We start from the raw sequence: 26,257 nt of genomic DNA, 5'->3' as shown, positions 1-26,257 counted from the left end.
AGCGGGAAAAATGTATACTCTCGCGCGAAAATTCGGGTAAGCAGCCTCGGCTGCTTTCGTTTTGAATGAACAAACGGAATAAGCATAATGAATTTGCATGAGTATCAAGCAAAACAGCTTTTCAGAGAGTTTGGATTACCAGTATCTGAAGGATACGCGGTAGACACTGCTGATGAAGCCGTAGAAGCAGCCAAGAAAATTGGCGGCGATAAATGGGTAGTTAAATGTCAGGTTCACGCAGGTGGACGTGGTAAAGCTGGTGGTGTAAAGCTAGTTTCTTCCCTAGATGAAGTACGCGCATTCGCAGACAACTGGGTTGGCAAAAACCTAGTAACTTATCAAACAGACGCCAAAGGCCAACCGGTTGCAAAAATCTTGGTTGAAAGCCTTACCGATATTGATAAAGAACTTTATCTTGGTGCTGTGGTTGACCGTGCAACTCGTAAAATTGTTTTCATGGCCTCTACTGAAGGCGGCGTGGAAATTGAAACGGTTGCAGAAGAAACTCCAGAGAAAATTCTAAAAGCAATTATCGACCCGACTGTTGGCCCACAGCCTTTCCAAGGCCGGGATTTAGCATTCCAACTAGGCCTGAACCCAGAGCAAGTGAAGCAGTTCACTAAGATCTTCATGGGCCTAGCGAAAATGTTCGAACAGTACGATTTTGCACTGTTAGAAATTAACCCGTTGGTAATCACCGAAGAAGGCAATTTGCACTGTTTAGATGGCAAAATTAACATCGATAGCAACGCGATTTACCGTCAGCCAAAAATTAAAGAAATGCACGATCCTTCGCAAGAAGATTCGCGCGAAGCACACGCAGCTAAATTCGAGCTTAACTATGTAGCACTTGATGGCAACATCGGTTGTATGGTTAATGGTGCTGGTCTAGCAATGGGCACCATGGATATCGTGAAATTGAGCGGTGGCGAGCCAGCTAACTTCTTAGATGTTGGTGGCGGGGCTACTAAAGAACGTGTTTCTGAAGCGTTCAAAATCATCTTATCTGATGAAAATGTAAAAGCCGTATTCGTGAACATCTTCGGTGGTATCGTTCGTTGCGATATGATCGCAGAAGGTATCATTGGTGCTGTTGAAGAAGTTGGCGTGAAAGTACCAGTTGTTGTTCGCCTAGAAGGTAACAATGCAGAGCTAGGTACACAGAAGCTAGCGGAAAGCGGTTTGAACATTGAAGCTGCTACCAGCTTATCTGACGCAGCTCAGAAAGTTGTAGCTGCAGCAGCTGGAGGTCAATAATGAGCATCCTGATTAATAAAGACACCAAAGTAATCTGTCAGGGTTTCACTGGCGGCCAAGGCACGTTCCACTCTGAGCAAGCAATTGCGTATGGAACAAAAATGGTTGGCGGTGTAACTCCGGGTAAAGGCGGTCAAACGCATTTAGGTTTACCTGTATTTAACACGGTAAAAGAAGCGGTAGCTGAAACGGGTGCAACTGCATCAGTTATCTATGTACCAGCTCCTTTCTGTAAAGATTCAATCATCGAAGCTGCTGATGCAGGTATCGAACTGATTGTATGTATTACTGAAGGTATCCCAACAATTGATATGCTTTACGTGAAAGAATACCTTACGCACAAGGGCGTTCGTATGATCGGCCCTAACTGCCCAGGTGTTATCACGCCAGGCGAATGTAAAATCGGTATCATGCCGGGCCACATTCACAAGCCAGGTAAAGTAGGTATTGTTTCACGTTCTGGTACCCTTACTTACGAAGCAGTTAAGCAAACTACAGATGAAGGTTTTGGCCAATCAAGCTGTGTTGGTATTGGTGGCGATCCAATTCCAGGCTCTAACTTTATCGATATCCTTGAGATGTTCGAAAAAGATCCAGCAACTGAAGCAATCGTGATGATTGGTGAAATTGGTGGTACTGCTGAAGAAGAAGCTGCTGAGTACATTAAAAACAATGTAACTAAGCCAGTTGTTTCTTACATTGCAGGCGTAACTGCTCCTCCAGGCAAGCGCATGGGCCACGCCGGTGCTATTATCTCTGGCGGTAAAGGTACGGCTGATGAGAAATTTGCTGCGCTTGAAGCTGCAGGTGTGAAAACTGTTCGTAGCCTTGCTGATATCGGCAAAGCATTACGCGAGAAAACAGGTTGGTAATTAGCATTTATTGCTAAGCCAATGCCTTTTAAAAAAGGTGCACCAAATAAAAACGCTTCCCCCGGGAAGCGTTTTTTTATGCTGGTTGAACTAGCATTTAATTAATTGCCTGGTTCTGAAAGCATATCTACCAAACTTGAATGCCGCGAATCTGGCCGCACGCTTACACAACCTGTTTCAAAGCCACAGACTTGGGTTCTGATACGCGACAAACCACCACGGTTGAATGTGCGGTCCATTTCAAAGGTAACCGCAGAAATTGCCGAGTGCGTTTTGCCAAAAGAAAGAGGCGTAACCTCAATTCGCTCCATGTTGGCAGATGTGTGTAATCTATCAGCGATGGCTGTGGTATCACTATCGAGCTCTTCACTTGCGCGTGCGCTTCGATCGATCTCAGCCACTAACTGCCGCGATAAGGCTCTGGCGTCTTCGTGGCCCTCACGATGCCATTTTGAAAGCGAAAAATGTAACCAAATGTGTTTTAGCTGATTTGTTTGTGGAAGCCGAGTTCTAGATTCGCCAACAACCAGCTCAGTGCCGGATCGTTCTGATAGGCTGAATGCCAGTAGAGTTGCAAGCGAGTTGCTGGTACATCGATCGGCATGGGCCAACAACGCAAGGAATACTGAGTTACCATGCGCTTGGCTATGCGTTCGGGTAGGGTAAGTAATGCACCGGTTTGGCTCACCAGTTGTGCTGCAGTTTGATAACTTTGCACTCGCGCTTGTATATCGCGTTCTATACCTAGTTCCTTTAATAGGAGATCTTCGAGAACAGAGCCTCGAGAGCGGGTAGACACGGCAATGTGCTTGCTCGTTAGGTAACGCTCTTGTGTGAGTTGGTGCTTATCATGCTCTCGAGTTAGCACTGCAAACGGTTCTTTTAACAGCGGTTTTTGCATCACAGGCGCACGCGCAGTAATTGCCACATCAATTACCACATCGGCTTGCCGATTTAACAAATAATCGCCCACCTGTGAATGTGGCACTGCTAGGCTCTCAAATTTCGCATTGGGTGCGAAATTTTGTAAGTGTTGGAATAAACGAGGATAAAGCTCCGCTTCAATAGCTTCTGGAATGCCGATGCGGAATATACGTTGAGTAGTGGCTGGGCTGAAGTTTACGCCTCGGCTGATAAGCCCCTGCATGCGCGCCAACACTTCATTTAGCTCTGGTGCTAGCTTCTCGCACAAGGCTGTAGGTTGCAAGTAACGGCCTCGGCGAACAAATAATTCATCATCAAAGATATCGCGCAATCGCCTCAGCGCATGGCTAATAGCTGAAGGCGTTAATGAGAGCTCTGTTGCTGCGCGCGCGAGTTGGCGTTCACGATGAATGGCCACCAAAACGCGCAATAGGTTTAAATCTATCTTGCTGAGTAAATTAGAGTGAATTTGATTCATGTTAGGCCTTTAATAACTTTCACTTCATTCATGTTAAGAAAATTCGTAGGATGTAGCCACTTATTTTTAGGAGAATTGCCATGTTTGGATTATCAGAACGCTCGCAGCAATATCTGAGCCGCTTAAAAGCTTTTATGAAAGCGCATGTGTATCCGGTTGAAGCCGAAATTTTAGCCGAGTTAACTCGCAAGCATGGGCACCCGAATTGGCGTGAGTGGCAGGTTCCCTCGAAAATTGAAGCTTTGCAAGAGAAGGCAAAAGCGGAAGGTTTATGGAATTTATTTTTGCCCGATGCAGATTTGGCCGCGGGGCTCTCTACCAGCGAATATGCGCCGCTAGCGGAAGAAATGGGGCGAAGCATTATTGCGCCTGAGATATTTAATTGTAATGCGCCGGATACCGGAAACATGGAAGTGCTTTACCATTTCGGTACGGAAGCACAGAAAGAAACTTGGCTTGCGCCTTTATTGCGCGGAGAAATTCGTTCGGTGTTTGCTATGACAGAGCCACAAGTAGCCTCTTCAGACGCCACTAATATGGAAACTAGAATTGTTGCTGATGGCGATGAAGTGGTGATTACCGGGCGTAAATGGTGGACAACTGGCCTTGGCCATCCGAAAGCGAAGGTAGCGATCGTAATGGGGTTAACTGATCCTGATGGAGATCGCCACCAACGCCATAGTATGGTGTTAGTTCCTTTGGATGCTAAGGGTGTGAACATTGAGCGTATGCTGAGTGTTTTTGGTGATTACGATGCACCCTATGGCCATGGCGAAGTAACCTTCAATAATGTGCGGGTGCCGAAAAGTAATGTAATAGGTAAGTTAGGTGCTGGGTTTGCGATTGCGCAAGGGCGGTTAGGCCCCGGGCGCATACACCATTGCATGCGGGCTTTAGGTGCGGCTGAACGCTCGCTCGAGCTCATGATTACCCGTGGCATGAGCCGGGTTGCCTTTGGCCAGCCGCTGCTGAAGCTCGGTGATAATGGCACACGCGTGGCGAAACACAGAATGGCAATCGACCAAGCGCGGCTTTATACCATGTATACTGCGGGAGTAATTGATTCGGCAGGCGTGCGCGCAGCAGCGAGTGAGATAGCCGGTATTAAAGCAGTGGTGCCAACGGTATTACAAAATGTGGTTGATGATGCAATTCAAATACACGGTGGCGGCGGCTTGAGCCATGATTACATGCTCACCGCTTTTTACGCGGTAGCGCGCGCTTTGCGTTTAGCCGATGGGCCAGATGAGGTGCATCAGGCGATGGTGTTGCGTGAAGAACTTAAGAAATATCGACAGGATAAATCATGAGTAAGAGTTCAGTAATCGATACCGGCGTTGCAGTAAGAGAGCAGGAAGCTTTTGATGTTGTTGCGGTAGATGCTTGGATTAAAGCTAAACGCCCAGATATAAAGGGCGAGCCAGAACTTACCCAGTTTCCGGGTGGGGCTTCAAACTGGACGTATCGGTTGGCGTACAGCAACGCTGATTTAATTCTCCGCCGCCCACCAGCAGGTACGAAAGCGAAATCAGCGCATAACATGCAAAGAGAGCACGATATTCAGCTCATGCTTAAGAAGCATTATGCGGTGGTGCCAAACATGGTTGGTTATTGTGAAGATAGCAACTTAATCGGCACTGATTTTTACGTGATGGAGCGGGTAGAGGGCATTATTCCGCGTAAAAATATGCCGAGGGAGTTAGAGCTGAGCGAGGCGCAGGTGCGCAAGCTCTGCACGAATATGCTCGACCAACTCATTGCGTTACACAAAGTAAACTACATTGAGGCCGGGCTCGATTCTATTGGTAAAGGCGAAGGTTATATTGACCGCCAAGTATCGGGCTGGAACCAACGCTATAGTAAAGCAAAAACGTGGAACGTGCCTTCAGGTAAAAAAATTATGCGCTGGCTAGAAGCGAATAAGCCGAAGCAAGAAGTGTTATGCGTTACTCATAATGATTTTCGTTTTGATAATTTAGTGTTGAACCCAGAAAACCCAACCGAGATTTTAGCGGTGCTGGATTGGGAGCTAGCTACTATTGGTGATCCATTAGTAGAAATTGGCAACTTACTAGCTTATTGGGTGCAAGCCGATGATGATCGCGTGGCGAAAGCTACACGCAGGCAACCCTCGCATTTAAAAGGTATGCTAACCCGTGATGAAGTAATTGATTATTACTGCGAGGAAATGGGGCTGGGTAAGGTTGATATGACGTTCTACCAAGTATTTGGTTTGTTTCGTTTATCGGTTATTGCTCAGCAAATTTATTATCGTTATTACCATAAACAAACTCGCAACCCGGCATTTAAAAACTTTTGGTTCGTAGTGCATTATTTGCACCGTCGCTGCCGCAAATTAATGCGGGCGCAGCGAGGTTAATATGGCGTTAGTTACCTTAATTCGCCATGGCCAAGCTTCATTTGGAGCAGCTGATTACGATCAGCTTTCACCATTGGGCTTTGAGCAGCTTACTCATTTAGGTTCGATGCTGCATGACCAAGAAGAAAGCTTCGATATATTGGTGCGTGGGGGCCTAAAGCGCCATAAGCAAAGTGCTGAGGCATTTTTACAAGGTTACACGAAACCTTTAGAAGTGGTGGAGCAGGCGCAATGGAACGAGTTTGATCACCGCGCGGTAATGCGAGCGCTAGCACACGATGCGCCAGAATTACGGGCGTTATTTGCCAGCGATGGCAAGCCGAATATCAGTGAAACAGAGGTTTTAGCGCTGTTTATGAAAGCAGTATCACGCTGGCAATCGGGTGCCTACGATGGGGATTATCAAGAGCCTTGGCAGCATTTCGTAGCGCGTGTAGAGCTAGCATGGCAAAGTTTAGCTGAATTAGCCGAACACAAACGCATAGCGGTTATTACCTCAGGTGGCCCCATCGCCCTGACTACTATGGGGAGTTTGGGAATGCCATCGGCGCAAATGATGGAAATTAATGCACGGTTGGTAAATTCGGGCGTGAGCCGATTTCTTTATAAACCGGAACAAGCACCGCGTTTATTGAGTTTAAACGAGCATCACCATGTTACAGGTCGCTATAAACACTTATTAAGTTATCGCTAACGCTACTTTGAGCGGAGCGATAAAACCATTAGGAAAAGAAGAATATGCGTAAACGTATTTTAATTACTGGCGCTAGCTCTGGGCTAGGCGAAGAAATGGCGCGGCAATTTGCTGCTAAAGGCCATGATTTAGCGCTCTGTGCGCGCCGAGTAGAGCGTTTGGAAGCGCTAAAAACTGAAATCGCAGAAAAATACCCAAAGGTAAAAGTAAGTTTAAAAGCCCTCGATGTGAATGATCACGATGCAGTTTTTCGGGTGTTTAATGAGTTTAAAGATGAGTTCGGTGGCCTCGATCGCGTGATTGTAAATGCGGGTATGGGCAAGGGTGGTTCCCTAGGCACCGGTTTATTCAAATATAATAAGCTAACTGCAGAAACCAACTTTATTGCCGCATTGGCGCAGTGTGAAGCTGCTTTAGAAATTTTCCGCGCGCAAAACAATGGCCATTTAGTAACCATCTCCTCGGTAAGTGCACTACGAGGAATGCCGCGAGCGCTTGGTGCTTATGCAGCAAGTAAAGCCGCGTTAGTAAACTTAACCGAAGGTATTCGCGCTGATATGTTACGCAGCGGCACACCCATTGCAGTAAGCTGCATTATGCCCGGCTTTATTCGCTCGGAAATAAATGAGAAAGTAAAAAATACGCCATTTATGTGCGATACTGTGCCCGGTGTTAAATCTATGGTTCAAGCAATTGAAAAAGAAAAGAAAACGGCTTACTGCCCGGGCTGGCCATGGAATGTGTTAGCATTTTTAATTAAACGTTTACCCTTAAGAATCGTGATGAAAATGGGGTAGTAGGTTGATTTTTGCGAGGATATTATGGAAGTAAAACTATACCAAGTGGATGCGTTTACCGACCACGTATTTGGTGGAAATCCTGCCGCGGTTTGTCCGCTTGGTGGTTGGCCGGAAGATTCCTTGCTACAGAAAATAGCCGAAGAAAATAACCTTTCAGAAACAGCGTTCTTCATAGCTGAAGGCGCTGCTTTTCATTTGCGCTGGTTCACACCTGAAGCAGAAGTGGATTTGTGTGGCCACGCTACCTTAGCTACCGCACATGTATTGTTTAAACACTTGAATTACAACAAGCCTGAATTAGTATTCCGCACCCGTAGCGGCGAATTGCGTGTGCAACAAAGCGAATATGGTTTGAGTATGAACTTTCCTGCTTCAATGCCTGAGCCTGTAAGCAGTATTCCAGAGGCTTTACTTAGTGGGTTGGGCCTAGAGAGTGCAAAAGTGTTCGCAGCTTATGATTACGTTGTAGAGCTTGATTCTGAAGCAGAAGTAGCGGCCCTAAAGCCTGATTTCACGCTTTTAGCGCAGCTCGACGGCCGCGGTGTATTAGTAACTGCGCCGGGTGATACTCACGATTTTGTGAGCCGTTGCTTTTTTCCAAAGCTTCGAGTGAACGAAGATCCGGTAACTGGTTCCGCGCATTGTGAGCTCGCTCCATTTTGGGCGCAAAAGTTGGGTAAAGAGAAACTCGTTGCGGCACAACTATCAACGCGAGGCGGCATTGTTCGTTGTGAGGTTATTGCCAATGCAGAGGGTAGTGGCCGCGTTGTGCTAACAGGCCAAGCTGCTGATTATATGCAAGGTATGATTACTATCAGTTAGTTTCTAGTATTGAAATGGATTGCCAAGTATTCGCGTTTAGGCCACTAGAGCCTTACATTAAAGGAATGAATAATGAGAGTTTTGAAGTGGTTCGGTATTGCATTGGTAGTGCTGTTACTGGCGATATTAGGCTATGTATTTATTTCCCATCAGCAGAATTTTGTAGAATCAAAACGCTTAAACCCAGAAACTCGTGCAGAGGCACCAGGGCAATTTGTAGAGCTGAGCTCAGGTTTTACTCACTATGAATTAAGTGGCCCTGCAGATGGGCCAGTGGTTGTATTGGTTCATGGTTTTAGTATCCCTATGGAAGTTTGGGGCGGTACATATCGCGCGTTGCGCGATGCCGGCTACCGCGTATTGCGTTACGACCTTCTTGGCCGCGGATACTCTGATAGGCCTCGTGTGCAATACAACGGCCAAGTGTTTGAAGCGCAGCTGGTTGAGCTCTTAGATGCTTTAGATATTCAGCAGCCGGTGGTGTTAGCTGGGCTTTCCATGGGCGGGGCGATAGTGATGCGTACTGCAGCAAACCACCCGGAACGAGTAGCGGCAAACATTTTGATTGCACCGCTGCATCAGCCGTTACAGCCGCCGCCGATGCCTGAACGAATTGGCTATTACATGCTTTCTGGGTTTTATGTGCCTACTATTCAACAAAGCTTCGAAGCGCCATACCTGCTTGCACAAGATTCCGAAGCGATGAAAAAGGCTTACAGTGCGCAGCTTACGTTTCGAGGATTCACGCAAGCGTTAACTTCCTCGTTTTATGCGTTTACTACCGAAAACCACCCGCAATATTATCGGCAAACCCGGGAAAATAACCAACCAATCCAATTAATTTGGGGAACACAAGATGCGGTTGTGCCTTACAGTTACTCGGAAGGTGTGTTGGCTGATGCTAACGTGGTTGATTTCTTAACCGTTGAAGGTGCAGGGCATACGCCGCATTTAGAACGGGCTGAATTGGTGAATCAGCGTATTTTCGAGTTTCTTCGAAGCGTACAATGAATGTTCATTAGCACAAAGAAAACCGCAAAATAAAAAGTGCCAACATATGAACGATGTTGGCGCTTTTCAGTTTAGGGCTGATGTTAACGCGAAAATTCCCGCTTTGGGTGCCGAATTCGCAGATCAATCAGCCTCCCCCTACCATGGTCTGGTTTGTTTCTAATTGCGTATCTGGCATTATCAATGCTTAGGTTTAACAGTATGGATTAAAAATGAACATACAACGTATTATTGCTTTGGTTACCGCCCCGATTGGATTGATTTTATTATTATCAGACCCACAAGATTTATTGGGCTTGATTGCTAACACTGGCCTCAATTGGTACCAAGCGTTTAACCCAATTGCTTGGGGAATTATTTTGGGCACTATTGCCGGTTTAATGCGCCTAGATACAGTGCAAAAAGGCGCCGTATATGGAACTTATGCAGCTACAGCACTTACCACTTTCGGTTTAGTAGGCACGATAGCGATTTTCTTTGAGCATCGGCTTTGGTATCTGGGGTGGCCCACCATGTGGATAGCTGCCTTAGGTATTGGTATTTATACTTTCTTCTTGATGCAAGTGCGCTTTTCTGAGAAATATCAAAAAGGCAATAAGAGCGATGGCAAGTAAACGAATACTCCTCAATTGTGATCTTGGCGAGGGCCTTGGGCCTTGGCGCATGGGTAATGATGCCGAAATAATGCCGTTCATTGATTGCGCAAATATAGCCTGTGGGTTTCACGCTGGCGATCCGCTTATTATGCAGAAAACGGTAGCTATGGCTGCAAAACACAAGGTGAGAGTAGGAGCCCACCCGGCATATCCTGATTTGCTTGGGTTTGGCCGCCGTTCAATGGCGTTGAGCCCTGCGGAAGTAGAAGCTACGGTGCTTTATCAAATAGCCGCTCTTGATGGTTTTTGCCGAGCGGAAAACAGCAAAATTGCTTATGTAAAACCACACGGTGCGCTGTACCACGATATGTTGCAAAACGATGCCACCTTTAAGGCTATTTTGCGAGCTGTTCAAGCGTTTGATAGCAGTTTGCCTCTGGTAATATTGGCGCAAGAGAACGTTGAACATTGGCAAGCATTAGCCGCAAAATTTGGCGTTAAACTTTGGTTTGAAGCTTTCGCTGATCGTGCTTACACCGATAGTGGGGCACTAGTGCCTCGTAGTGAACCAGGAGCGGTAATTCATGATGCAACGGCTATGCTTAGCCAGGCGCTGCAATTAGCTCGCTCAGGCTCGGTAACTAGCCTTGCCGGTAAGGTAATACAATTAGATGTTGATACGCTCTGTGTGCATGGTGATACACCAGAAGCGCTTGCCGCAGTGCAAGCTATTCGTGCAAGTAAGGAATTTTCATGAATAATGCAACGCAACCAATAAGTTCGGAAAGCGAGCAAGCGCCGAAGCGTCCGCAGCCCACTTTTGTGAATGCCGGCATTGATGCATTGTTAATGCAGTTTGGGCAAAAACTCGACCCATGTATGCCTGGGTTTTTAGCGAGTATTCGAGCTGCCATTATTGCCGAGCTTGGTGAAGTGGTTTACGAAGTAGTACCTTCGTATGCCAGCCTATTGGTGTATTACGAGCCAAGAGCTGTGCGTACTTATGATTTAGAACAAGCGCTCGATACTATTGCCGAAAACACACCTTGGCTATGCAGCCCTTGGTCGGCTGATGCAGAAGCACCGGGTAAATTGGTAGAGGTTCCGGTTTACTATTACGAAGAAAGCGATAGCGCGGCCGAAAATGATATGGCAAAAATTTGTGAAATATCCGGGTTAACGCGCGATGAAGTGATAGCCATTCATAGTGGCCGCGATTATCAAGTGTATGCGCTAGGGTTTGCGCCTGGCTTTGCTTATTTGGGCGCCCTTGATGAGCGTATTCAACTTCCACGGTTAGCGAATCCGCGGAAAGGCATTGCAGCGGGCAGCGTAGGTATTGCTGAGGGGCAAACTGCTGTTTATCCGCAAGAATCACCCGGTGGATGGAACATATTAGGCTTTAGCCCCTTTGTTTGGTTTAACCCTGAAGGTAGTGCTGAAGCTGCTTCCACAGCAAAGAAAACACTGCCACTAACGCCTGTGCAGGTTGGGGATCGTATTCGCTTCAAACCAATGTCGAAAACCGAATATGAAAAGGCTAGGTTGCAATATGAAGCAGAGCAGGGAGGTTCAGCATGACCGGCTTTCGAGTAATTAAGGGCGGAATTTTAAGCCTGCTGCAAGATACCGGGCGGCTGCGTTACCAGCACCTTGGCGTAACTCGTGGTGGCCCTTTAGATGCTAAATCTGCAAGCTGGGCAAATCGTTTGCTCGATAATCATCCCGATGCTGCAGTAATTGAAGTAACTGCGGGTGGCCTCGAACTTGAATCGCGGACCCAAACCATGGTGGCAGTTACTGGGGGTGATTTAAACCTTACTGTAAACGGTGAGCCACAACCACCTTGGCGTAGCTTTTGGGTGCGACAAGGGGATCGTTTAAAATTCGCTACACCACGCTACGGTTTTCGTGCCTATATTGCAGTGAGTGGCGGCTTTCAAACTAAACTAGTATTGGGCAGCCGTTCTAGCGTGCAGCGCGATCATCTCGGTGGGGTGGGTGGCAAAGGTTCGGCGTTAAAAGCCGGCGATGAACTGCCTTGTGGGCATTTGCAAGAAGAAACCCTGAGCCGCGAAATACCGATGCAATATTTACCGGAAATCAGCCAAGAATTAGTGTTGCACTTGATACCTGGTTATCAACAACACGAATTCGGTAAAGAAGCGTGGCAAACGGTTTGGCATAGTGAATTTACTTTGAGCCAAAATAGCAATCGCATGGGTGCTCGATTAGAGGGGCCTGAAGTTAAAACCCCAGCGCAAAGCTTTCTTTCTGAGGGGGTTAGCTATGGTGCAGTGCAGGTTCCGGCAAATGGCCAACCGATTATTATGTTGGAAGATCGGCAAACCCTTGGCGGCTATCCAAAGCTTGGTAATATTCTTCCACTCGATGGTTTTCGCTTAGCGCAGTGCACGCCTGGGGCGAAAATTCGCTTTCAACCTATGAGCCTTGCCGAGGGCCAGCAGCAAATGCGCCGATATCTTCGTTTTTTCGGCTTGTAAGCTGCGCATAATATTGCGATCATAGCGTTTTATGATGCCTTGCCAGCGCTTTTTCGTGAGCGCCTTAGTAGGCAATGCACAATTTCAGCACAATAGATTTTTGGAGTATACCTGAATGGCCGAAAGCGCCTCTCGCTCAACCAATTTTATTCGTAAGATCATCGATCAAGATTTGGCATCGGGTAAGCATACAATGGTGCATACTCGGTTTCCGCCAGAGCCTAATGGTTATCTGCATATTGGCCATGCTAAATCGATAGTTTTAAACTTCGGTATTGCTGGTGATTATCAAGGTACCTGTAATTTGCGCTTCGATGATACCAATCCGCTAAAAGAAAGCATGGAATATGTGAGTGCGATCAAAGCTGATGTGCGTTGGTTAGGTTACGAGTGGGAAGGGAAAGAACGGTATTCTTCAGATTATTTCGATGCCTTGCATGGTTTTGCTGTTGAGCTTATCGAAAAGGGCTTGGCCTATGTTGATTTCTCACCGCAGGAAGTTATTCGTGAACTGCGTGGCACGTTAAAAGAACCGGGTAAAAACAGCCCATACCGTGATACTTCGGTGGCGGAAAACCTAGCGGAATTTGCCAAAATGACAGCCGGTGAATATCCAGAAGGCCATTGTTCACTAAGGGCTAAAATTGATATGGCATCGCCGTTTATGTGTATGCGCGACCCAATTATTTATCGTATTCGTCATGTACACCATCACCAAACCGCTGATAAATGGTGTGTTTACCCGATGTACGATTTTACCCACTGTATTTCGGATGCCCTTGAAGGCATTACCCATTCGCTTTGCACCTTAGAGTTCCAAGATAACCGCCGTTTGTATGATTGGGTACTCGATAACATCAGCATTCCTTGTCACCCGCAGCAGATTGAGTTTTCGCGATTAAATTTGGAATACACGGTAATGAGTAAGCGTAAGCTCAACTTGTTGGTTACCGATAACTACGTGAGTGGCTGGGACGACCCGCGTATGCCTACGATTGCCGGCTTACGCCGCCGTGGCTATACGCCGGGCTCTATTCGTGAGTTTGCGCATCGCATTGGTGTTACCAAAATGGATAACATGGTTGAGATGGGTATTTTAGAATCGTGTATTCGTGATGATTTAAACGAAAATGCACCGCGCTCGTTAGCCGTTTTAGATCCGGTAAAAGTAGTGATTGAGAACTTTGCTGAAGGCAGTACGGAAACGCTGCAATCGCCAAATCACCCGAATAATGATGCGATGGGTACGCGCGATGTTCCATTTACTCGTGAGCTGTATATTGAGCGTGAAGATTTCCGCGAAGAAGCGAATAAGAAATTTAAGCGCTTGGTGTTAGGAAAAGAAGTACGCTTGCGTAATGCTTATGTGATTAAAGCTGAGCGTGTAGAAAAAGATGCGAATGGTGAAATAACAACTATCTTCTGTAGTTACGATCCTGAAACTCTGGGTGTAGATCCTGCTGATGGTCGTAAAGTAAAAGGCGTTATTCATTGGGTATCGGCAGAGCATGGTGTTCCAGCTGAAATTCGCTTGTACGATCGCTTGTTTAGCATTCCAAATCCGGGTGCTGCGGAAACACTTGATGAAGCGCTAAATCCAGATTCGCTAATTGTGATGAATGGCTTTGTAGAGCCTTCACTAGCAAAAGCCGAACCGGAGCAGGGCTTCCAGTTTGAGCGCATGGGGTATTTTTGCTTAGATAGCAAAGATTCCAGCGCCGAAAAGTTAGTTTTTAATCGTACCGTTGATTTGCGCGATAGTTGGGCGAAAATCGCTGATTAGTGGCTTACTTAAGCACTTAAACAAGCACTTAAACAAGCACTTAAATAAGCACTAAAATAAGTAAGAATGAAAAAGGGGCCAAAGGCCCCTTTTTGTTGTTATGGCTGTGCTGAATAAATGTATTTATTCAGCTTCAGGTGTATATAAAAACTGTTCAACTAAATCAGCGCCATAAAGCTTAGAAGGGGTGCTAAAGCCGCCTTCATGCTCAGTGGTAAGCACATGGTTGGCCATGGTTACTGCGCCTTTGGCGGTTAACGTGTAGCCGTTCAACACCTGCTTGCGCATGGTTTCAACATCGCCCTTGGCATTGCGCGCTTCGCCCCACACCCACGTATAGTATTTCGCACGCTCTTCATCTTTCGGCCCAGCTGGTTGTGCATCAATTTTCTTCATCAACCAGTTTTTCATAAATTCCATACGGAATAACCAACGCAGCCAATTCATTTTACGCATGCGGCTCACAAGTTTTGGGCTTGCTGGAATAAATACTTCAATATTACCGATACCGGTACTGTGATACGCGGTGGAAACATCGCCCCAAGGGATTGTCATGGCCAGTTTCTCGCCACCACCAAAATCGATTTTCTTCGATTTATATGCCAAAGGAACATTGGTGATTTTACCATTTTTACGAACCGCGCCACCTTCACCAATGCGCCGCGCGCTGGTTTTAGCAGTGCCTCGGCTCATACGTGAGCGAGAATCAAAACCTAATTGCAGATGCGTAGCATCAGGCATTTTCGCCTTTAACTGTGCGGCAACGCAATCGGTGGGTATAACATCGAAACCTACACCAGGGCAGAGCACAACACCGGCAGCTTTTGCTTGTTCATGAAAGCTGAACGCAAGTTCGAAAATATCAAGTTCGCCGGTAATATCTAGGTAGTGGGTTTTGCTTTCAATGCAGGCTTTCATCATGATTTCTGCAGTGAGCTCGAATGGCCCGGCACAATGAATAACTAAATCTACATCGGCAAGCTCTGCAGCAACTTGCGATACGCTCTCTAAAGCAAACGATTTGTGGGCTAAACCTAATTCTTTAGCCATAGCGGCCACTTTTTCAGGGTTACGCCCAGCTAATAGTGGTTTTTGGCCTTGTGCACTCGCTTCTTTGGCGATCAATTCACCGGTATAACCGGTAGCGCCGTAAATCATATATTTCATTGTGATAACTCGATTCGTTGATGATTGGCATCTTCGGAGTTGTGCTCACAGGTATCTGGTTTTTTGCATTCACCGTAGAGATATAGGCTGTGATTGGTAAGCTTAATGCCATGTTCTTTCGCTACTGAAAGCTGACGGCGCTCGATAGTATCGTCTTCAAACTCAATAACGCGGCCACATGTAAGGCAAACTAAATGATCGTGGTGTGCTTTGGCGCTTAGTTCAAACACCGAGCGGCCACCTTCAAAGTGATGGCGGGTAACAATACCGGCATCATCAAATTGGTTCAGCACCCGATAAACCGTAGCAAGGCCTACTTCATCGCCTTGCTCAAGTAAAATTTTATACACATCTTCGGCACTGATATGCTGGTGATCTGGGTTTTTCATAACATCTAGAATTTTAATTCGTGGCGATGTTACCTTTAAACCGGCTTTTTTCAGTTGAACATCAGCATTGCTCATTTCAGTTCCTCTTTAATAACAATCTGGCAACAATTATAGCCACATCTCGTTCTGGATTGAAATGCTTATTGAAACCGCCACAAAGCCTAATCGAGTTGATCAAGGGCCATTTCATCACGCAATTGCGCACACCATTGCTCAACACGTTCTTTGGTAAGTTCAGGCTGACGATCTTCATCGATACCTAAACCCACAAAATGGTTATCGTCGGCCATGCCCTTCGATTCTTCGAAGTGATAGCTATCGGTAGGCCAGTGGCCAATAATAATACCGCCACGAGCTTCTACAATATCGCGAATCATGCCCATAGCATCAAGGAAGTATTCAGCGTAATCTTCTTGATCGCCACAGCCGAAAATCGCCACGATTTTGCCTTCAAAATCGATATCTTCAAGCTCTGGGAAGAAATCATCCCAATCGCATTGGGCTTCGCCGTAGTACCAAGTTGGAATACCGAAAAGCAGTAAATCGTATTCGGCGATCTCTTCTTTACTCGATTTCGCAATATCTTGAACATCAATTAAATGCTTACCCAGTTCTTTTTGAATCATGTGGGCAACAGCTTCGGTATTACCGGTATCGCTGCCAAAGAATAGTCCAACAGTTGCCATAGTTAACGTGTTCCAATCTGCTTAAGTGGATAAATATGGGTGGATAATTACTTGTTCGCTAAAGCTTGTTTTAGCAATGTTTCTATTAGAGCACTTCGGCTCAGGCCAAGCGTTTCTGCTTGCCGATTCAATTCTTCATACATGGCGGCTTCGAGCTTTAATTCAACACGCCGAAGGCCTTTTTCTTTATCGCGGCGCAATTGCCGGCGCTTGTTCAAGCGCATTTGCTCTTCACGGGTTAATGGATTACTTCGCGGCCGCCCTGGCCTGCGTTCACTTTGAAATAAATCTGGAGTAATTTTATCGTTCGCTTCTTTAGCCATAAGGTAATGATCTTTATTGCAGGTTGGCTTCAATTATAAATTGAATCACGCCTTTGGCGAGAAACCCCGCCATACCAAGAAACAACACCAGCCAAACCGCATAGCGGCCAAACTTTGGCACATCACCTTTCTTTAATACATCGTGAATAGCTAAGCCGATCAATAAAAACAGCACAGCAATAGCAAGGTTTGTCATTAGTGCTTCTATTTGTTCAAAGTTTTCAGCAAACATTTTTGCTCCTGCCGCACCAATAAATGCGCCTGTAGACTAGCATAAAGGGCTGTTTTTCGCGAATATCCTAAGATACCCAGTATACGTAATTCCGCTTATGAAAAGTGTTAAATTTTCGTACAAATTAGCGAAGAAATGGGTGCAAACGCTATTCATCGTTTAGTGGAAAGTGCTGTTCTAAAAAACGTTCAACTAAACCATTAAATACACTTGGCTTTTCAGCATGTAGCCAATGCCCAGTGCCAGCGATAGTTTTTGATTCAGCTTGCGGGAAACGGCTCAAAATGGCATCGCGATGCTGGGTTTGAATATAATCGGAATCACCACCGCGGATAAATAATACCGGCGCATCAAATTCGCCTTTTTGCGCAGGCGCACCTATCAGATCTTCATAACAATTGCGCAAGCCCTCTAAGTTCATGCGCCACACCCACTTATCGCCATCTTTTTGTAGGTTTTTCAATAAAAACTGGCGCACGCCTTTTTCAGATATAGATTCAGCAAGGGCTTTATCGGCGTCTTGGCGGCTATTCACATTGCTAATATCCACGGCCTCAAGGGCATCAAGAATTGTATTATGGCGAGCATCGTAAGCTACTGGCGCAATATCAGCGATCACCAGAGAATGCACACGGTCGGGGTGCTCCAGAGCAAACTCCATCGCTACTTTACCGCCTAACGAATGGCCCAAAATGTGCGCTTTATCTAATTTCAGTTTATCGAGAAGAGCTTCAAGATCGGCCGCCATTTCAATAAAGGTCATGGTTTCGCACCATGGTGAATCACCATGGTTTCGCAACTCGATATTTACAACTTGGTAATTCTCTTGAAGCTCGCGGCTAATACTTTTTAAGTTATCTAAATCGCCAAAAAGACCATGAATGAGCACTACGGTTGCTCGCTCTGCATTTGCTTCACCGGTTACTTCGTAGTTTAGTTCAACTGCTTGCACCATCTATTTGCCCTCGGCTAGAAAATTATAACTGGGCTATTCTCGCCCAGTGAGTTGTTCTGTGCAAACCTTGTATTTCAGGGAAAGAATAACATTTGTAAATTCATCATTGGCCTTAATATCTCAGAATGCTCTACCACACCTTTGCAGATAAGAATCTTATGTGCTGATATACAGCCATTACATGAAGCCGATAACCAGTTATAATAAACTCCAATTATGGGAAGCCCATACTTTTTTGTAAGCGCAATTCCCCCACGTTGTTTTTGAGCATGTATATATGAAAAAAATTGATATTGACGATGAACTCTACACTTTTATTGCCGCCCATACGCAGCATATCGGCGAGAGCGCATCGAGCATTCTTCGCCGATTGTTGGGATTTAAACCCGGTTCTGACGCTGATTTATCAGCAATGCTAGATGAGAACATGAATAATTTATCGACAGCAACTAAATCAGCTGAGCCCCGAGCAATGTCGGGTAGCCGTACCTTGTTCGATATTCTTACCTTGGCTGATTTAGCCAACCAAAAGGGCGCTGTAGGCCGCTTTTTGTTTATCCTTTCGATGTTGCATCGTTGCCATAGCCATGATTTTTCAAGAGTGTTAGATATTCGTGGGCGCAACCGATTATATTTCGCTGCATCTGAAGCACAGTTACTAGCCGCCGGTAATAGCACGAACCCGAAACAGATTCCGGATACGGATTTTTGGGTAGTAACCAATAACAACACCACGAAGAAGAAATCGATTCTTACCGAAGTAGCATTAGAACTTGGCTACAGTACTGTTGATGCAGAAAAAATTAGAGATTTTTTATCATGAGTAAACATCCCCGCGCTGGCCAACCAGCACTTACCGAAGATTTATGCAATATTCCGGCGTTGATGTCGGCGTATTACGTGAATGAACCAAATCCGGGTAAGGCTTCACAGCAAGTAAGCTTTGGTACTTCAGGGCATCGGGGTAGTTCATTAAAACATTCTTTTAATGAAGCCCATATTCTCGCCATTAGCCAAGCTATTGTTGCGTATCGCGAAGAGCAGGGCATTACTGGCCCACTCATGCTGGGGAAAGATACCCACGCACTTTCGGAAGCTGCGTTTATTAGTGCGCTTGAAGTGTTTATTGGCAATGGTATCGAAGTGCATATTCAGGCCGATGTTGGCTACACACCAACACCAGTAATTAGCCATGCAATTGTTAGTTACAACAAAGGCCGTAGTGATGGCTTGGCCGATGGTGTAGTAATTACGCCTTCGCACAACCCGCCGCAAGATGGTGGTTTTAAATATAATCCGCCGCATGGTGGGCCAGCCGATGGCGATGTTACTAAAACTATCGAAAAATATGCGAATGCTATTTTAAGTGCTGAACTTATTGGTGTGAATGTTGTTTCGTTTGCCCAAGCAAAGAAATCAAAACGTGTTAAAAAGCGCGAGTGGATTAAAGAATATGTAGAAGCGCTGAACGAAGTGGTAGATATGCAGGTAATTGCGAAAGCAAACCTTCGCGTTGGTGTAGATGCCATGGGCGGTTCCGGTGGCGCATATTGGCAGGCTATCGCCGAGCATTATGCATTGAACTTTGATATTTTGAATAATGTTGCCGATCCAACATTCCGTTTCATGAGCTTGGATAAAGATGGCGCTATTCGAATGGATTGCTCGTCACCTGATGCAATGGCAGGTGTGCTTGCGCTGAAAGATAATTACGATTTAGCCGTGGGTAATGATCCTGATTATGATCGCCATGGCATTGTAACGCCCGATGGCCTGATGAACCCGAATCACTTTTTAGCGGTTGCTATTGATTATCTGGCCCGCAATCGAGATTGGAACAAAAGTGTAGCCATAGGCAAAACTTTGGTTTCAAGTGCCATGATTGATCGTGTAGTTGCTGGCGTGGGTTTATCGCTGATGGAAGTTCCAGTTGGCTTTAAGTGGTTCGCTCAAGGTTTAGCTGAAGGTTCGCTTGCGTTTGCAGGTGAAGAAAGCGCCGGAGCAAGCTTTTTAAATAAAGCTGGCGAAGCATGGAGCACGGATAAAGATGGTATTATCATGTGTTTGTTAGCGATGGAAATTCAAGCGGTTACCGGTAAATCGCCAAGTGCGTATTATCGTGATTTAGAAGCCAAATATGGTAATTCAAGTTATGCCCGCATTGATTGCCAAGCCACTACAGCACAAATGGAAGCTTTTGCTGGTTTAGCAGAAAACCCACCTACGCTCACCGAATTAGCTGGCGAAGCGGTAACTTCAGTGTTGAATAAAGCGCCGGGCAACGATGCTGGCTTTGGTGGTATTAAAGTGAATACGGCAAATGGCTGGTTCGCAGTGCGGCCTTCGGGCACTGAGCCCGTTTATAAGATATATGCAGAAAGCCTAACCGGGCCTGAGCATTTGGCGTTGATTCAGCGTGAAGCGCAGGCATTGCTTGATACTTGGCTGGCAAGTTAGTTATAAGAAGTAAGTTAGTTATTAGAAATTAATGCCCTGTTACTTGTCTTTGGGATTAGTAACAGGGCATTTCTTTTCTTCACCGTGCTTAGGCGCTATGAAACTCTTATTAAACAACGTTCATAAAACAACGTTCATAAAACAACGCTCATAAAACAACGCTCATAAAACAACGGGCACTACACTACACCGTTCGAACCGGGTTTCACCGGAATGCTCCCGCTAGGCTCTTCGTAATCTTCGTTCGCTTCCTCAACTATGCTGGCAAACAACTCTTCAGAAAGCTGTGATGGTGCCAATGCGGTAAGGGGAGAGTGAATTTGTTCTGCAGCCTTCGCCCGTTGCGTAACCCGATAAAAAGCATATATCGCCACAAGGAAGGTAAAGCTTGCCATTAGAATAAAGAACATATAAATCGCACCAAACTGCATTAATGCAGCAGCAAGTGGGGCTCCAATAATAGCGCCAATTCCGCCTACTTTAATGATCGCACCCGTTGCACCAATCATTTGGTCTTTTTCCAAGTAATCGTTGGTGTGCGCCATCGCAAGTGAATAGAGTGGCAATAATGCACCGCCAAGTGCAGCCATTACGAAGAATACGAGTAATGGCTGAGTTCCTGGAATAAAGGCTAACAAAACCGCCAAAACAGAGGCAGCTAAAGCACAGCCTGCCAAAACAACACGCCGATCATAACGGTCGGAAAGTAGCCCTATCGGCGTTTGCGAAATCATGCCACCGAAGATAAAGGCGGCCATAAAAATAGTTACTTGCCCAACCGATAAGCCAATTTGCGTTGCGTAAACCGGGCCAACACCATAAAACATAGCGCTACATGCTTGTACGATAAATGCCGTAGCAATACCCAACGGTGCCTGCTCAATGAGGAATTTCAGTGGCACTTTCTTCGATTCATGCGTAGTAGGTTCTACTGTTACGGTTGCTAAAATTGGAATGAGCGATACGTTGATGAGCATCGCGATAATGGCAAACGGCACAAAGGTTGCTGGATCAGCAAAACCAAGAATGAGCTGGCCGGCTACTAAACCACCGTAAATTAATACTAAATATACCGATAGCATAGCGCCGCGATTGCGGTTATCTGCCATAGTGTTTAACCAGCTTTCAGAGATTACGAATAGCGCAGAGATAGCAAAACCACTGATAAAGCGCATTACAAACCAAACGATAGGGTCGATCCAAATGGCTTGTACTAGAACGGCTACCGATGCGAGCGCTGCAAGGCCCCCGAAGGCACGAATATAACCAACCCTACGAATATCTTTAGCGGCGCGGGTACTACCAAATAAATAACCAACAAAATAAGCCGACATGATCAAACCAATAGTTATGGTTGAAAAGCCTTCCATTGTGCCGCGTAAGCTTAAAAGGGTGCTTGTCATTCCTACGCAAAGGCCGATAAGTGTCATGGTGGAAAGTAACGAACTGACGGCGCGAATTTGTTGTCGTAGCATTCTGAGTGCGTTCCAAATAACTGGGGTGGGTGATTATGTGCATACTTTATCAGGCAAACTGAGTTTTCGCCAGAATTCCCCCAGGCTTATCCACAGGTTGTCACTTGCCCCAAGCAATGGGGATGTTTATTATCCATATCTAAACTTAATTTAAGGCGAATTGTGTGCGTTATTTAATGTTAATTATGATCGCTGTGGCTGGATTTACCAGCAGTGCTTCACCGGCACAAGCAAATAACACGTTTGCGGATTTATTACGCGCGGAAACAGCGGTGGCGAATCAAACTCGGGCGGAGCGGCAACGAGAGTTACCGAATCTATTTCGCCAGGTTTTGGTTCGAGCTTCTGGTACTACACAAGTGCTAGAAAACAGCATTATTCGCAACGAAATAAGCTCTTTTAATGATTATTTGCTGCAGTTTGGTTACCAAGGCAGCGGCGATACTATGTTATTACAAGCCAGCTTTGATGAGCGCCGCATTCGTGAACTCTTACAGCGTGCAGGGTTTCCGGTTTGGACGGGGGATCGGCCGCAACTATTATTGTGGGTGGCTGAGAGCAGTGCAGATCGCGGTGTACGCTTGGTGGGCCGAGCAGAAGAACGCCCTTTTCTTGATGGTTTGTATAGCGAAGCTCGGCGCCGTGGTATTCGCATGTTGATGCCATTAATGGACCTTGAAGATCAAATGGCCATTGGCGCCCGCGATGTTTGGGGGCGCTTTCAACGTGAGGTAATGAGTGCTTCAGCCCGTTATCCTGTAGCCGGTGTGGTAAGCGCGCGCATGTATACAGCCGCTTCCGGGGGGATAGAAAGCGTTGATACATCAGCCGAGAATGAGCCTGAACCTACATTGGTTGATCCTCTAGATACCGGCTTGGTTTTAGAAACAACTATCATTATCGGAGATATGGAGTTTATTGAATACGTTACGGCCGCCGACGAGGAAGCCTTGGCAAGAAATTTTGTAAACCAAATAACGGATAGGGTGGCCGCGCTTTTTATTGGCCAAACCGATGATGGTACCGATGTTATCGCCGTGCGCTTTAGTGGCTTTAACGATATTGGCCAGTTGTTGGCTGCTGAACAAATGCTGCAGCAACAAGGTCAGGTTTATCGCGTGCACTTGGCAAGCTATCAACGTGGTGTTGCTGAATTTTCAGTTCAGGTTAATGGCGGAGCTGCTTGGTTAGCTCAGGCGCTAGAGTTTGAACGGCGTGTGCAACGTATTGCTGCAAACGATTTATTAATAAACATAGATAATAGCAATGATGATGATTCCCAATCTAGCTCGGTTTTGGAGTATAGGTGGCTGCGTTAATGTTGCATGAACAACAGCTGCCGTTGCCTGTTCAGTTGCCTGTTCACGCGCAGTTCAGTAATTTTATTGTGGGTGATAATGCACAAGCGCATGCCCATTTGCGGCGTTTGCCGCTTGCCGAATGGCAGCCGCAAGATCAATTTACTTTACTATTTGGTGGCAGTGGGCGGGGTAAAACCCATTTACTTTGTGCTTTGTGTGAAGCGTTTGCTGATGCCGGGCATTCAAGTATCTATTTACCGCTTACTGAATTAGCTACTCCGGAAGCAGTAGCCGCGTTAAATGGCATTGAAAGTTACGATTTAATTGCTCTTGATGATATTCATGCGGTTATTGCTATACCCGAATGGGCGGATGCACTTTTTGCTTTGTTTAACCGCGTTACCGATAAACGCAATAGTTACTTGGTATGTACAGCGTTACAAAGCACCGCGCGATTACCCATTGCATTGGCCGATTTGCGCTCGCGATTGCAATTGGCGGTAACTTTTCATTTAAAAACATTAAGTGATGGCGAAAAAGTAGAGGCGCTGCAGCAACACGCGAAGATACGCGGGCTTGAGCTAGCAAATGATGTGGGCGAGTATATGATGCAACGATTGAGCCGAGATATGCATCAATTAATGGGTGTGCTCGATGATCTTGATAAAGCATCAATGGCAAGGCAGCGACGCTTAACCTTGCCATTTATAAAGCAAATATTGCAGTTTTAACTAATCGATTTTACCGGCGTTGGTTACTACCTTTTCACCTTTTTTCTTTTTAATTCCTAAGCCTAGCTCACGCCCTCGATAGCGTGCGTAATAGGTTGCGCCGATAAACGCGCCGGTGGTTAGTAAAAGCTCAATAGCCGCGTACCAACGCTCACCAGGATTCGTGTAAAGTGCGGTAAGGCTATGCATAAAGTAGAAAATCAATATGAAATTAGCCCACGCATGAGTGTATGCATTGCCTTGCAGAATGCCTTTCAACGGAAATAATAAGGGTACAACCCAAATGGCCATGGTAAGCCATACACTCAAGAACTCGTTAGGTGCTAAAACACCATGCCAAAGAATTACAAATAATAGTAAGCCTGGGTAGCAAACCAAGGTGAGTTTACGGTGGAAACTAGCCGTTTTTATAAAATCGGTATTCACAGGAGCTCCAATACAGCTTCAGGGGGGCGGCCAATACGCGCATGCTGATCGCTTTCGCGCACTACTATAGGACGCTCTAAAATTTTCGGGTGCTGGGTAACAATTTCCGCTAATGCTTCATCGCTGCCGGTGAACGATTTTAAATTCAATGTTTTATATTCATCTTCTTTAGTTCGAAGGAATTCAGATACTGGCATTCCTAGCCCCTTGCTGAGCGCAATTACTGTAGCGGTACTCGGTGGGGTTTTTAAATACTCCACTACGGTTGGTTGCACGCCGTTATCTTGCAAAAGCTTCAGCGTTTCTCGGCTCTTCGAACAGCGCGGGTTGTGATAAATAGTAAAAGCAGACATTTGTTTCTCCATGATTTTCAGGTTGCGAACTCTACAAGGTTTTCGCTAAATGTCAAAAACTCGGTTGCGCTCGGCCTCTAATGCTCGCAATTGAAAAATACGCGCTTGGATGCGTTGGCGGTTACTCTCATCATTTTCGCTCGTTTTAGCGTAGGCTGAGTGTAACTCTTCAACACCCATCTGGAAATTGCCTCTTAGGGTATGAAGTTCTGCTTGCGCTTCATGCATCGCAACAGAGTTTCCAGCTTTTTGATGCATTTCAATCAGCATCTGGTAAGCCACTATATCGGTTTTGTTGTGCGATATGTAATCATTCAAAATACTGCGAACTAACGAGTATTCGCCGGCATTAATGCCAGCATAGGCTAGGTTGAGAGTAACAACCTGATTATTTGGGCGGCGCATATATTCACGGGTTAACCATTCTACCGCGTCATCAGAACGTTCCAAACCGAGCAGAATATCGGTTTTGGTATCGAGGTAAAACAAGTTAAAAGGCTCGATGGCAATTAACGCATCAATAATATCGTTGGCTTCATCAAACTGTTCCAATGCGAATAGCGCTAAAGCTCTGCCATATTGTGCTGCTTGGCGCTTGTGAGTGTGATTTGCAATGCGTTCATTGCGTTCGAAATCGAGCAACAAATCTCTTGATGCTCGGCTAGTATACCTTACTAGTACACGCGAACGTGCCAACTCGAAATCTAATGCAGGTTCTAATTGCAGAGCTCCCAGTATCTGCGCTCGCGAACGGGTATCTGCAATACGCGATTCAGGGAGTGGGTGAGTAATTAGAAACTGTGGTATTTGCGTAGCGTACCGGTAACGCGATTGCAGTTTGGTGAAGAAACGTGGCGCACCTTCCGGATCATAACCAGCGCGGGCAAGTGCAGCCATGCCAACGCGATCGGCTTCGCGCTCAAATTGCCGGGTGTAATTAATTTGCCGTTGCTGCGCACCGGCTATCCCGGTTGATAGCACAGCCATACCAAGAGTAGGGTTGATTAGGCCTACTACAATACCACCAAGCATCTGGGCAATGGTGAGTGGGGCAGCGGCTGTCATTCGCTCCATGTTGCGAGCAATGTGGCGTTGAGTTACGTGTGCAATTTCGTGGGCAAGTACAGCGGCCATTTCTGATTCATCAGAGGCCTCAAGCAGCAAGCCAGTGTGCATACCAACATTGCCGCCTAAAAATGCAAAGGCGTTAATACTATCATCGCGAACCCAGAAAAAATGAAACGGATATTGAACATTATCGGCATGGCGAACTAGGCGATTACCAACACTATTGAGGTACTCTTTCAAAACTGGATCTTCAACAATCGGCGCGATTCTGCGAATTTCGCGCAGATAGTGCTCACCGTATAATCGTTCACGTTCAACCGACATAAAAGCGCCACCCGCGGTACCTATGGTAGGAACCTCAGTGCGGCTTTGCGCATTAGCTGTATGGATACTGCTAGCGCCAATAGCGAACGCAAAACTGGCGGTAACGGCTAGGGTACCTATGGTACTGCCCAATATTCTTAACATGTATTGATAATACTCCATGGCATCGCGATTAAACCCTCAACCATCTTAGCCTATCGAACAGAACTCTTATTGTATATTACATAGGATTGTAAAATTTAGGTCAGG

General features: G+C 46.0%; 29 protein-coding genes. 17 read left to right on the top strand and 12 right to left on the bottom strand.

All coding sequences use genetic code 11. The features are described from left to right. The first annotated feature begins 87 nt into the window (after positions 1 to 87). A complete protein-coding gene (gene sucC, locus A28LD_RS07705) occupies positions 88 to 1,257 on the top strand; it encodes an ADP-forming succinate--CoA ligase subunit beta (RefSeq protein ID WP_007420517.1) in 1,170 nt (389 codons plus the stop codon). Then, positions 1,257 to 2,129 carry a succinate--CoA ligase subunit alpha gene (sucD, locus tag A28LD_RS07700; RefSeq protein ID WP_007420516.1) on the top strand — a complete coding sequence of 291 codons (873 nt, stop codon included), beginning with the start codon at positions 1,257 to 1,259 and terminating at the stop codon, positions 2,127 to 2,129. The genes sucC and sucD overlap by 1 nt, the downstream gene beginning before the upstream one ends. Positions 2,130 to 2,230: 101 nt before the next feature. Here sucD and A28LD_RS07695 read toward each other — a convergent pair whose 3' ends face one another. Together A28LD_RS07695 and A28LD_RS07690 are read right to left on the bottom strand one after the other, a co-directional pair. Continuing rightward, positions 2,231 to 2,530 (bottom strand): hypothetical protein, encoded by a 300-nt coding sequence (locus tag A28LD_RS07695; protein WP_040487145.1) that lies wholly within the window; start codon positions 2,528 to 2,530, stop codon positions 2,231 to 2,233. An 80-nt stretch (positions 2,531 to 2,610) separates the two neighbouring features. Further along, on the bottom strand, positions 2,611 to 3,531 hold the full coding sequence (locus A28LD_RS07690) for a LysR family transcriptional regulator (protein ID WP_007420515.1): 921 nt from the start codon (positions 3,529 to 3,531) through the stop codon (positions 2,611 to 2,613). 80 nt (positions 3,532 to 3,611) lie between these two features. Between A28LD_RS07690 and A28LD_RS07685 the strand changes: the two genes are divergently transcribed. The 11 genes from A28LD_RS07685 to glnS all read left to right on the top strand — a co-directional run bounded on the left by A28LD_RS07685 (position 3,612) and on the right by glnS (position 14,121). Further along, entirely contained in the window at positions 3,612 to 4,841 is a 1,230-nt protein-coding gene (locus A28LD_RS07685; protein ID WP_007420514.1) for an acyl-CoA dehydrogenase family protein, read from the top strand. After that, a complete protein-coding gene (locus A28LD_RS07680) occupies positions 4,838 to 5,911 on the top strand; it encodes a phosphotransferase family protein (protein WP_007420513.1) in 1,074 nt (357 codons plus the stop codon). The genes A28LD_RS07685 and A28LD_RS07680 overlap by 4 nt, the downstream gene beginning before the upstream one ends. A gap of 1 nt (position 5,912) precedes the next feature. Then, a complete protein-coding gene (locus tag A28LD_RS07675) occupies positions 5,913 to 6,605 on the top strand; it encodes a histidine phosphatase family protein (protein ID WP_007420512.1) in 693 nt (230 codons plus the stop codon). A gap of 44 nt (positions 6,606 to 6,649) precedes the next feature. After that, entirely contained in the window at positions 6,650 to 7,402 is a 753-nt protein-coding gene (locus tag A28LD_RS07670) for an SDR family oxidoreductase (protein WP_007420511.1), read from the top strand. Positions 7,403 to 7,426: 24 nt separating this feature from the next. Next, positions 7,427 to 8,227: a PhzF family phenazine biosynthesis protein gene (locus A28LD_RS07665; RefSeq protein ID WP_007420510.1), complete on the top strand. Its 801-nt coding sequence runs from the start codon at positions 7,427 to 7,429 to the stop codon at positions 8,225 to 8,227. A 72-nt stretch (positions 8,228 to 8,299) separates the two neighbouring features. Further along, entirely contained in the window at positions 8,300 to 9,238 is a 939-nt protein-coding gene (locus A28LD_RS07660; RefSeq protein WP_007420509.1) for an alpha/beta fold hydrolase, read from the top strand. Positions 9,239 to 9,450: 212 nt separating this feature from the next. Beyond that, entirely contained in the window at positions 9,451 to 9,852 is a 402-nt protein-coding gene (locus tag A28LD_RS07655; protein ID WP_007420508.1) for a hypothetical protein, read from the top strand. Next, on the top strand, positions 9,842 to 10,591 hold the full coding sequence (locus tag A28LD_RS07650; protein WP_007420507.1) for a 5-oxoprolinase subunit PxpA: 750 nt from the start codon (positions 9,842 to 9,844) through the stop codon (positions 10,589 to 10,591). The genes A28LD_RS07655 and A28LD_RS07650 overlap by 11 nt, the downstream gene beginning before the upstream one ends. After that, positions 10,588 to 11,415, top strand: coding sequence for a 5-oxoprolinase subunit B family protein (locus tag A28LD_RS07645; RefSeq protein ID WP_007420506.1), 828 nt, complete (start codon positions 10,588 to 10,590; stop codon positions 11,413 to 11,415). Before A28LD_RS07650 ends, A28LD_RS07645 begins: the two co-directional genes overlap by 4 nt. Beyond that, positions 11,412 to 12,338 (top strand): biotin-dependent carboxyltransferase family protein, encoded by a 927-nt coding sequence (locus A28LD_RS07640; protein ID WP_007420505.1) that lies wholly within the window; start codon positions 11,412 to 11,414, stop codon positions 12,336 to 12,338. The genes A28LD_RS07645 and A28LD_RS07640 overlap by 4 nt, the downstream gene beginning before the upstream one ends. A gap of 115 nt (positions 12,339 to 12,453) precedes the next feature. Continuing rightward, on the top strand, positions 12,454 to 14,121 hold the full coding sequence (gene glnS / locus A28LD_RS07635) for a glutamine--tRNA ligase (protein ID WP_007420504.1): 1,668 nt from the start codon (positions 12,454 to 12,456) through the stop codon (positions 14,119 to 14,121). 123 nt (positions 14,122 to 14,244) lie between these two features. Here glnS and A28LD_RS07630 read toward each other — a convergent pair whose 3' ends face one another. From A28LD_RS07630 to A28LD_RS07605, 6 genes are all read right to left on the bottom strand, one after another. Further along, on the bottom strand, positions 14,245 to 15,288 hold the full coding sequence (locus tag A28LD_RS07630; protein ID WP_007420503.1) for a saccharopine dehydrogenase family protein: 1,044 nt from the start codon (positions 15,286 to 15,288) through the stop codon (positions 14,245 to 14,247). Beyond that, on the bottom strand, positions 15,285 to 15,752 hold the full coding sequence (fur, locus tag A28LD_RS07625) for a ferric iron uptake transcriptional regulator (RefSeq protein ID WP_007420502.1): 468 nt from the start codon (positions 15,750 to 15,752) through the stop codon (positions 15,285 to 15,287). Before fur ends, A28LD_RS07630 begins: the two co-directional genes overlap by 4 nt. Before the next feature lie 86 nt (positions 15,753 to 15,838). Next, entirely contained in the window at positions 15,839 to 16,363 is a 525-nt protein-coding gene (gene fldA / locus A28LD_RS07620; RefSeq protein WP_007420501.1) for a flavodoxin FldA, read from the bottom strand. Between the two features lie 47 nt (positions 16,364 to 16,410). Further along, entirely contained in the window at positions 16,411 to 16,686 is a 276-nt protein-coding gene (gene ybfE / locus A28LD_RS07615; RefSeq protein ID WP_007420500.1) for a LexA regulated protein, read from the bottom strand. A 13-nt stretch (positions 16,687 to 16,699) separates the two neighbouring features. Further along, positions 16,700 to 16,918: a DUF2788 domain-containing protein gene (locus tag A28LD_RS07610; protein ID WP_007420499.1), complete on the bottom strand. Its 219-nt coding sequence runs from the start codon at positions 16,916 to 16,918 to the stop codon at positions 16,700 to 16,702. 148 nt (positions 16,919 to 17,066) lie between these two features. Beyond that, a complete protein-coding gene (locus A28LD_RS07605; protein ID WP_007420498.1) occupies positions 17,067 to 17,873 on the bottom strand; it encodes an alpha/beta fold hydrolase in 807 nt (268 codons plus the stop codon). A gap of 277 nt (positions 17,874 to 18,150) precedes the next feature. Here A28LD_RS07605 and seqA point away from each other — a divergent pair, with 277 nt between their 5' ends. Together seqA and pgm are read left to right on the top strand one after the other, a co-directional pair. After that, complete coding sequence (seqA, locus tag A28LD_RS07600; RefSeq protein WP_007420497.1) at positions 18,151 to 18,696, top strand: replication initiation negative regulator SeqA; 546 nt, start codon at positions 18,151 to 18,153, stop codon at positions 18,694 to 18,696. Beyond that, positions 18,693 to 20,330 (top strand): phosphoglucomutase (alpha-D-glucose-1,6-bisphosphate-dependent), encoded by a 1,638-nt coding sequence (gene pgm / locus A28LD_RS07595; RefSeq protein WP_007420496.1) that lies wholly within the window; start codon positions 18,693 to 18,695, stop codon positions 20,328 to 20,330. Before seqA ends, pgm begins: the two co-directional genes overlap by 4 nt. A gap of 179 nt (positions 20,331 to 20,509) precedes the next feature. Here the strand turns inward: pgm and A28LD_RS07590 are convergent, their stop codons facing one another. Next, positions 20,510 to 21,805 carry an MFS transporter gene (locus A28LD_RS07590; protein ID WP_007420495.1) on the bottom strand — a complete coding sequence of 432 codons (1,296 nt, stop codon included), beginning with the start codon at positions 21,803 to 21,805 and terminating at the stop codon, positions 20,510 to 20,512. 164 nt (positions 21,806 to 21,969) lie between these two features. Between A28LD_RS07590 and A28LD_RS07585 the strand changes: the two genes are divergently transcribed. After that, the gene (locus tag A28LD_RS07585) at positions 21,970 to 23,124 is read left to right on the top strand and encodes a DUF2066 domain-containing protein (protein ID WP_007420494.1); all 1,155 of its coding nucleotides are present in this window, start codon (positions 21,970 to 21,972) and stop codon (positions 23,122 to 23,124) included. Next, positions 23,112 to 23,837, top strand: a complete 726-nt coding sequence (hda, locus tag A28LD_RS07580) for a DnaA regulatory inactivator Hda (protein ID WP_050795157.1) — start codon at positions 23,112 to 23,114, stop codon at positions 23,835 to 23,837. The genes A28LD_RS07585 and hda overlap by 13 nt, the downstream gene beginning before the upstream one ends. Here the strand turns inward: hda and A28LD_RS07575 are convergent, their stop codons facing one another. From A28LD_RS07575 to A28LD_RS07565, 3 genes are read right to left on the bottom strand one after another with little or no spacing between them, the layout of a single operon-like run. Beyond that, the gene (locus tag A28LD_RS07575; protein WP_007420492.1) at positions 23,838 to 24,263 is read right to left on the bottom strand and encodes a DUF2069 domain-containing protein; all 426 of its coding nucleotides are present in this window, start codon (positions 24,261 to 24,263) and stop codon (positions 23,838 to 23,840) included. Then, a complete protein-coding gene (gene arsC / locus A28LD_RS07570) occupies positions 24,260 to 24,616 on the bottom strand; it encodes an arsenate reductase (glutaredoxin) (protein WP_007420491.1) in 357 nt (118 codons plus the stop codon). The genes A28LD_RS07575 and arsC overlap by 4 nt, the downstream gene beginning before the upstream one ends. 45 nt (positions 24,617 to 24,661) lie before the next feature. Next, positions 24,662 to 26,152: a beta-barrel assembly-enhancing protease gene (locus tag A28LD_RS07565; protein ID WP_007420490.1), complete on the bottom strand. Its 1,491-nt coding sequence runs from the start codon at positions 26,150 to 26,152 to the stop codon at positions 24,662 to 24,664. Between the last annotated feature and the right edge of the window lie 105 nt (positions 26,153 to 26,257).

This window comes from Idiomarina sp. A28L (assembly GCF_000218785.1).
In the GTDB taxonomy this organism is placed as follows: Bacteria; Pseudomonadota; Gammaproteobacteria; order Enterobacterales; family Alteromonadaceae; genus Aliidiomarina.
This window is presented reverse-complemented; position numbering and strand designations above follow the sequence as displayed.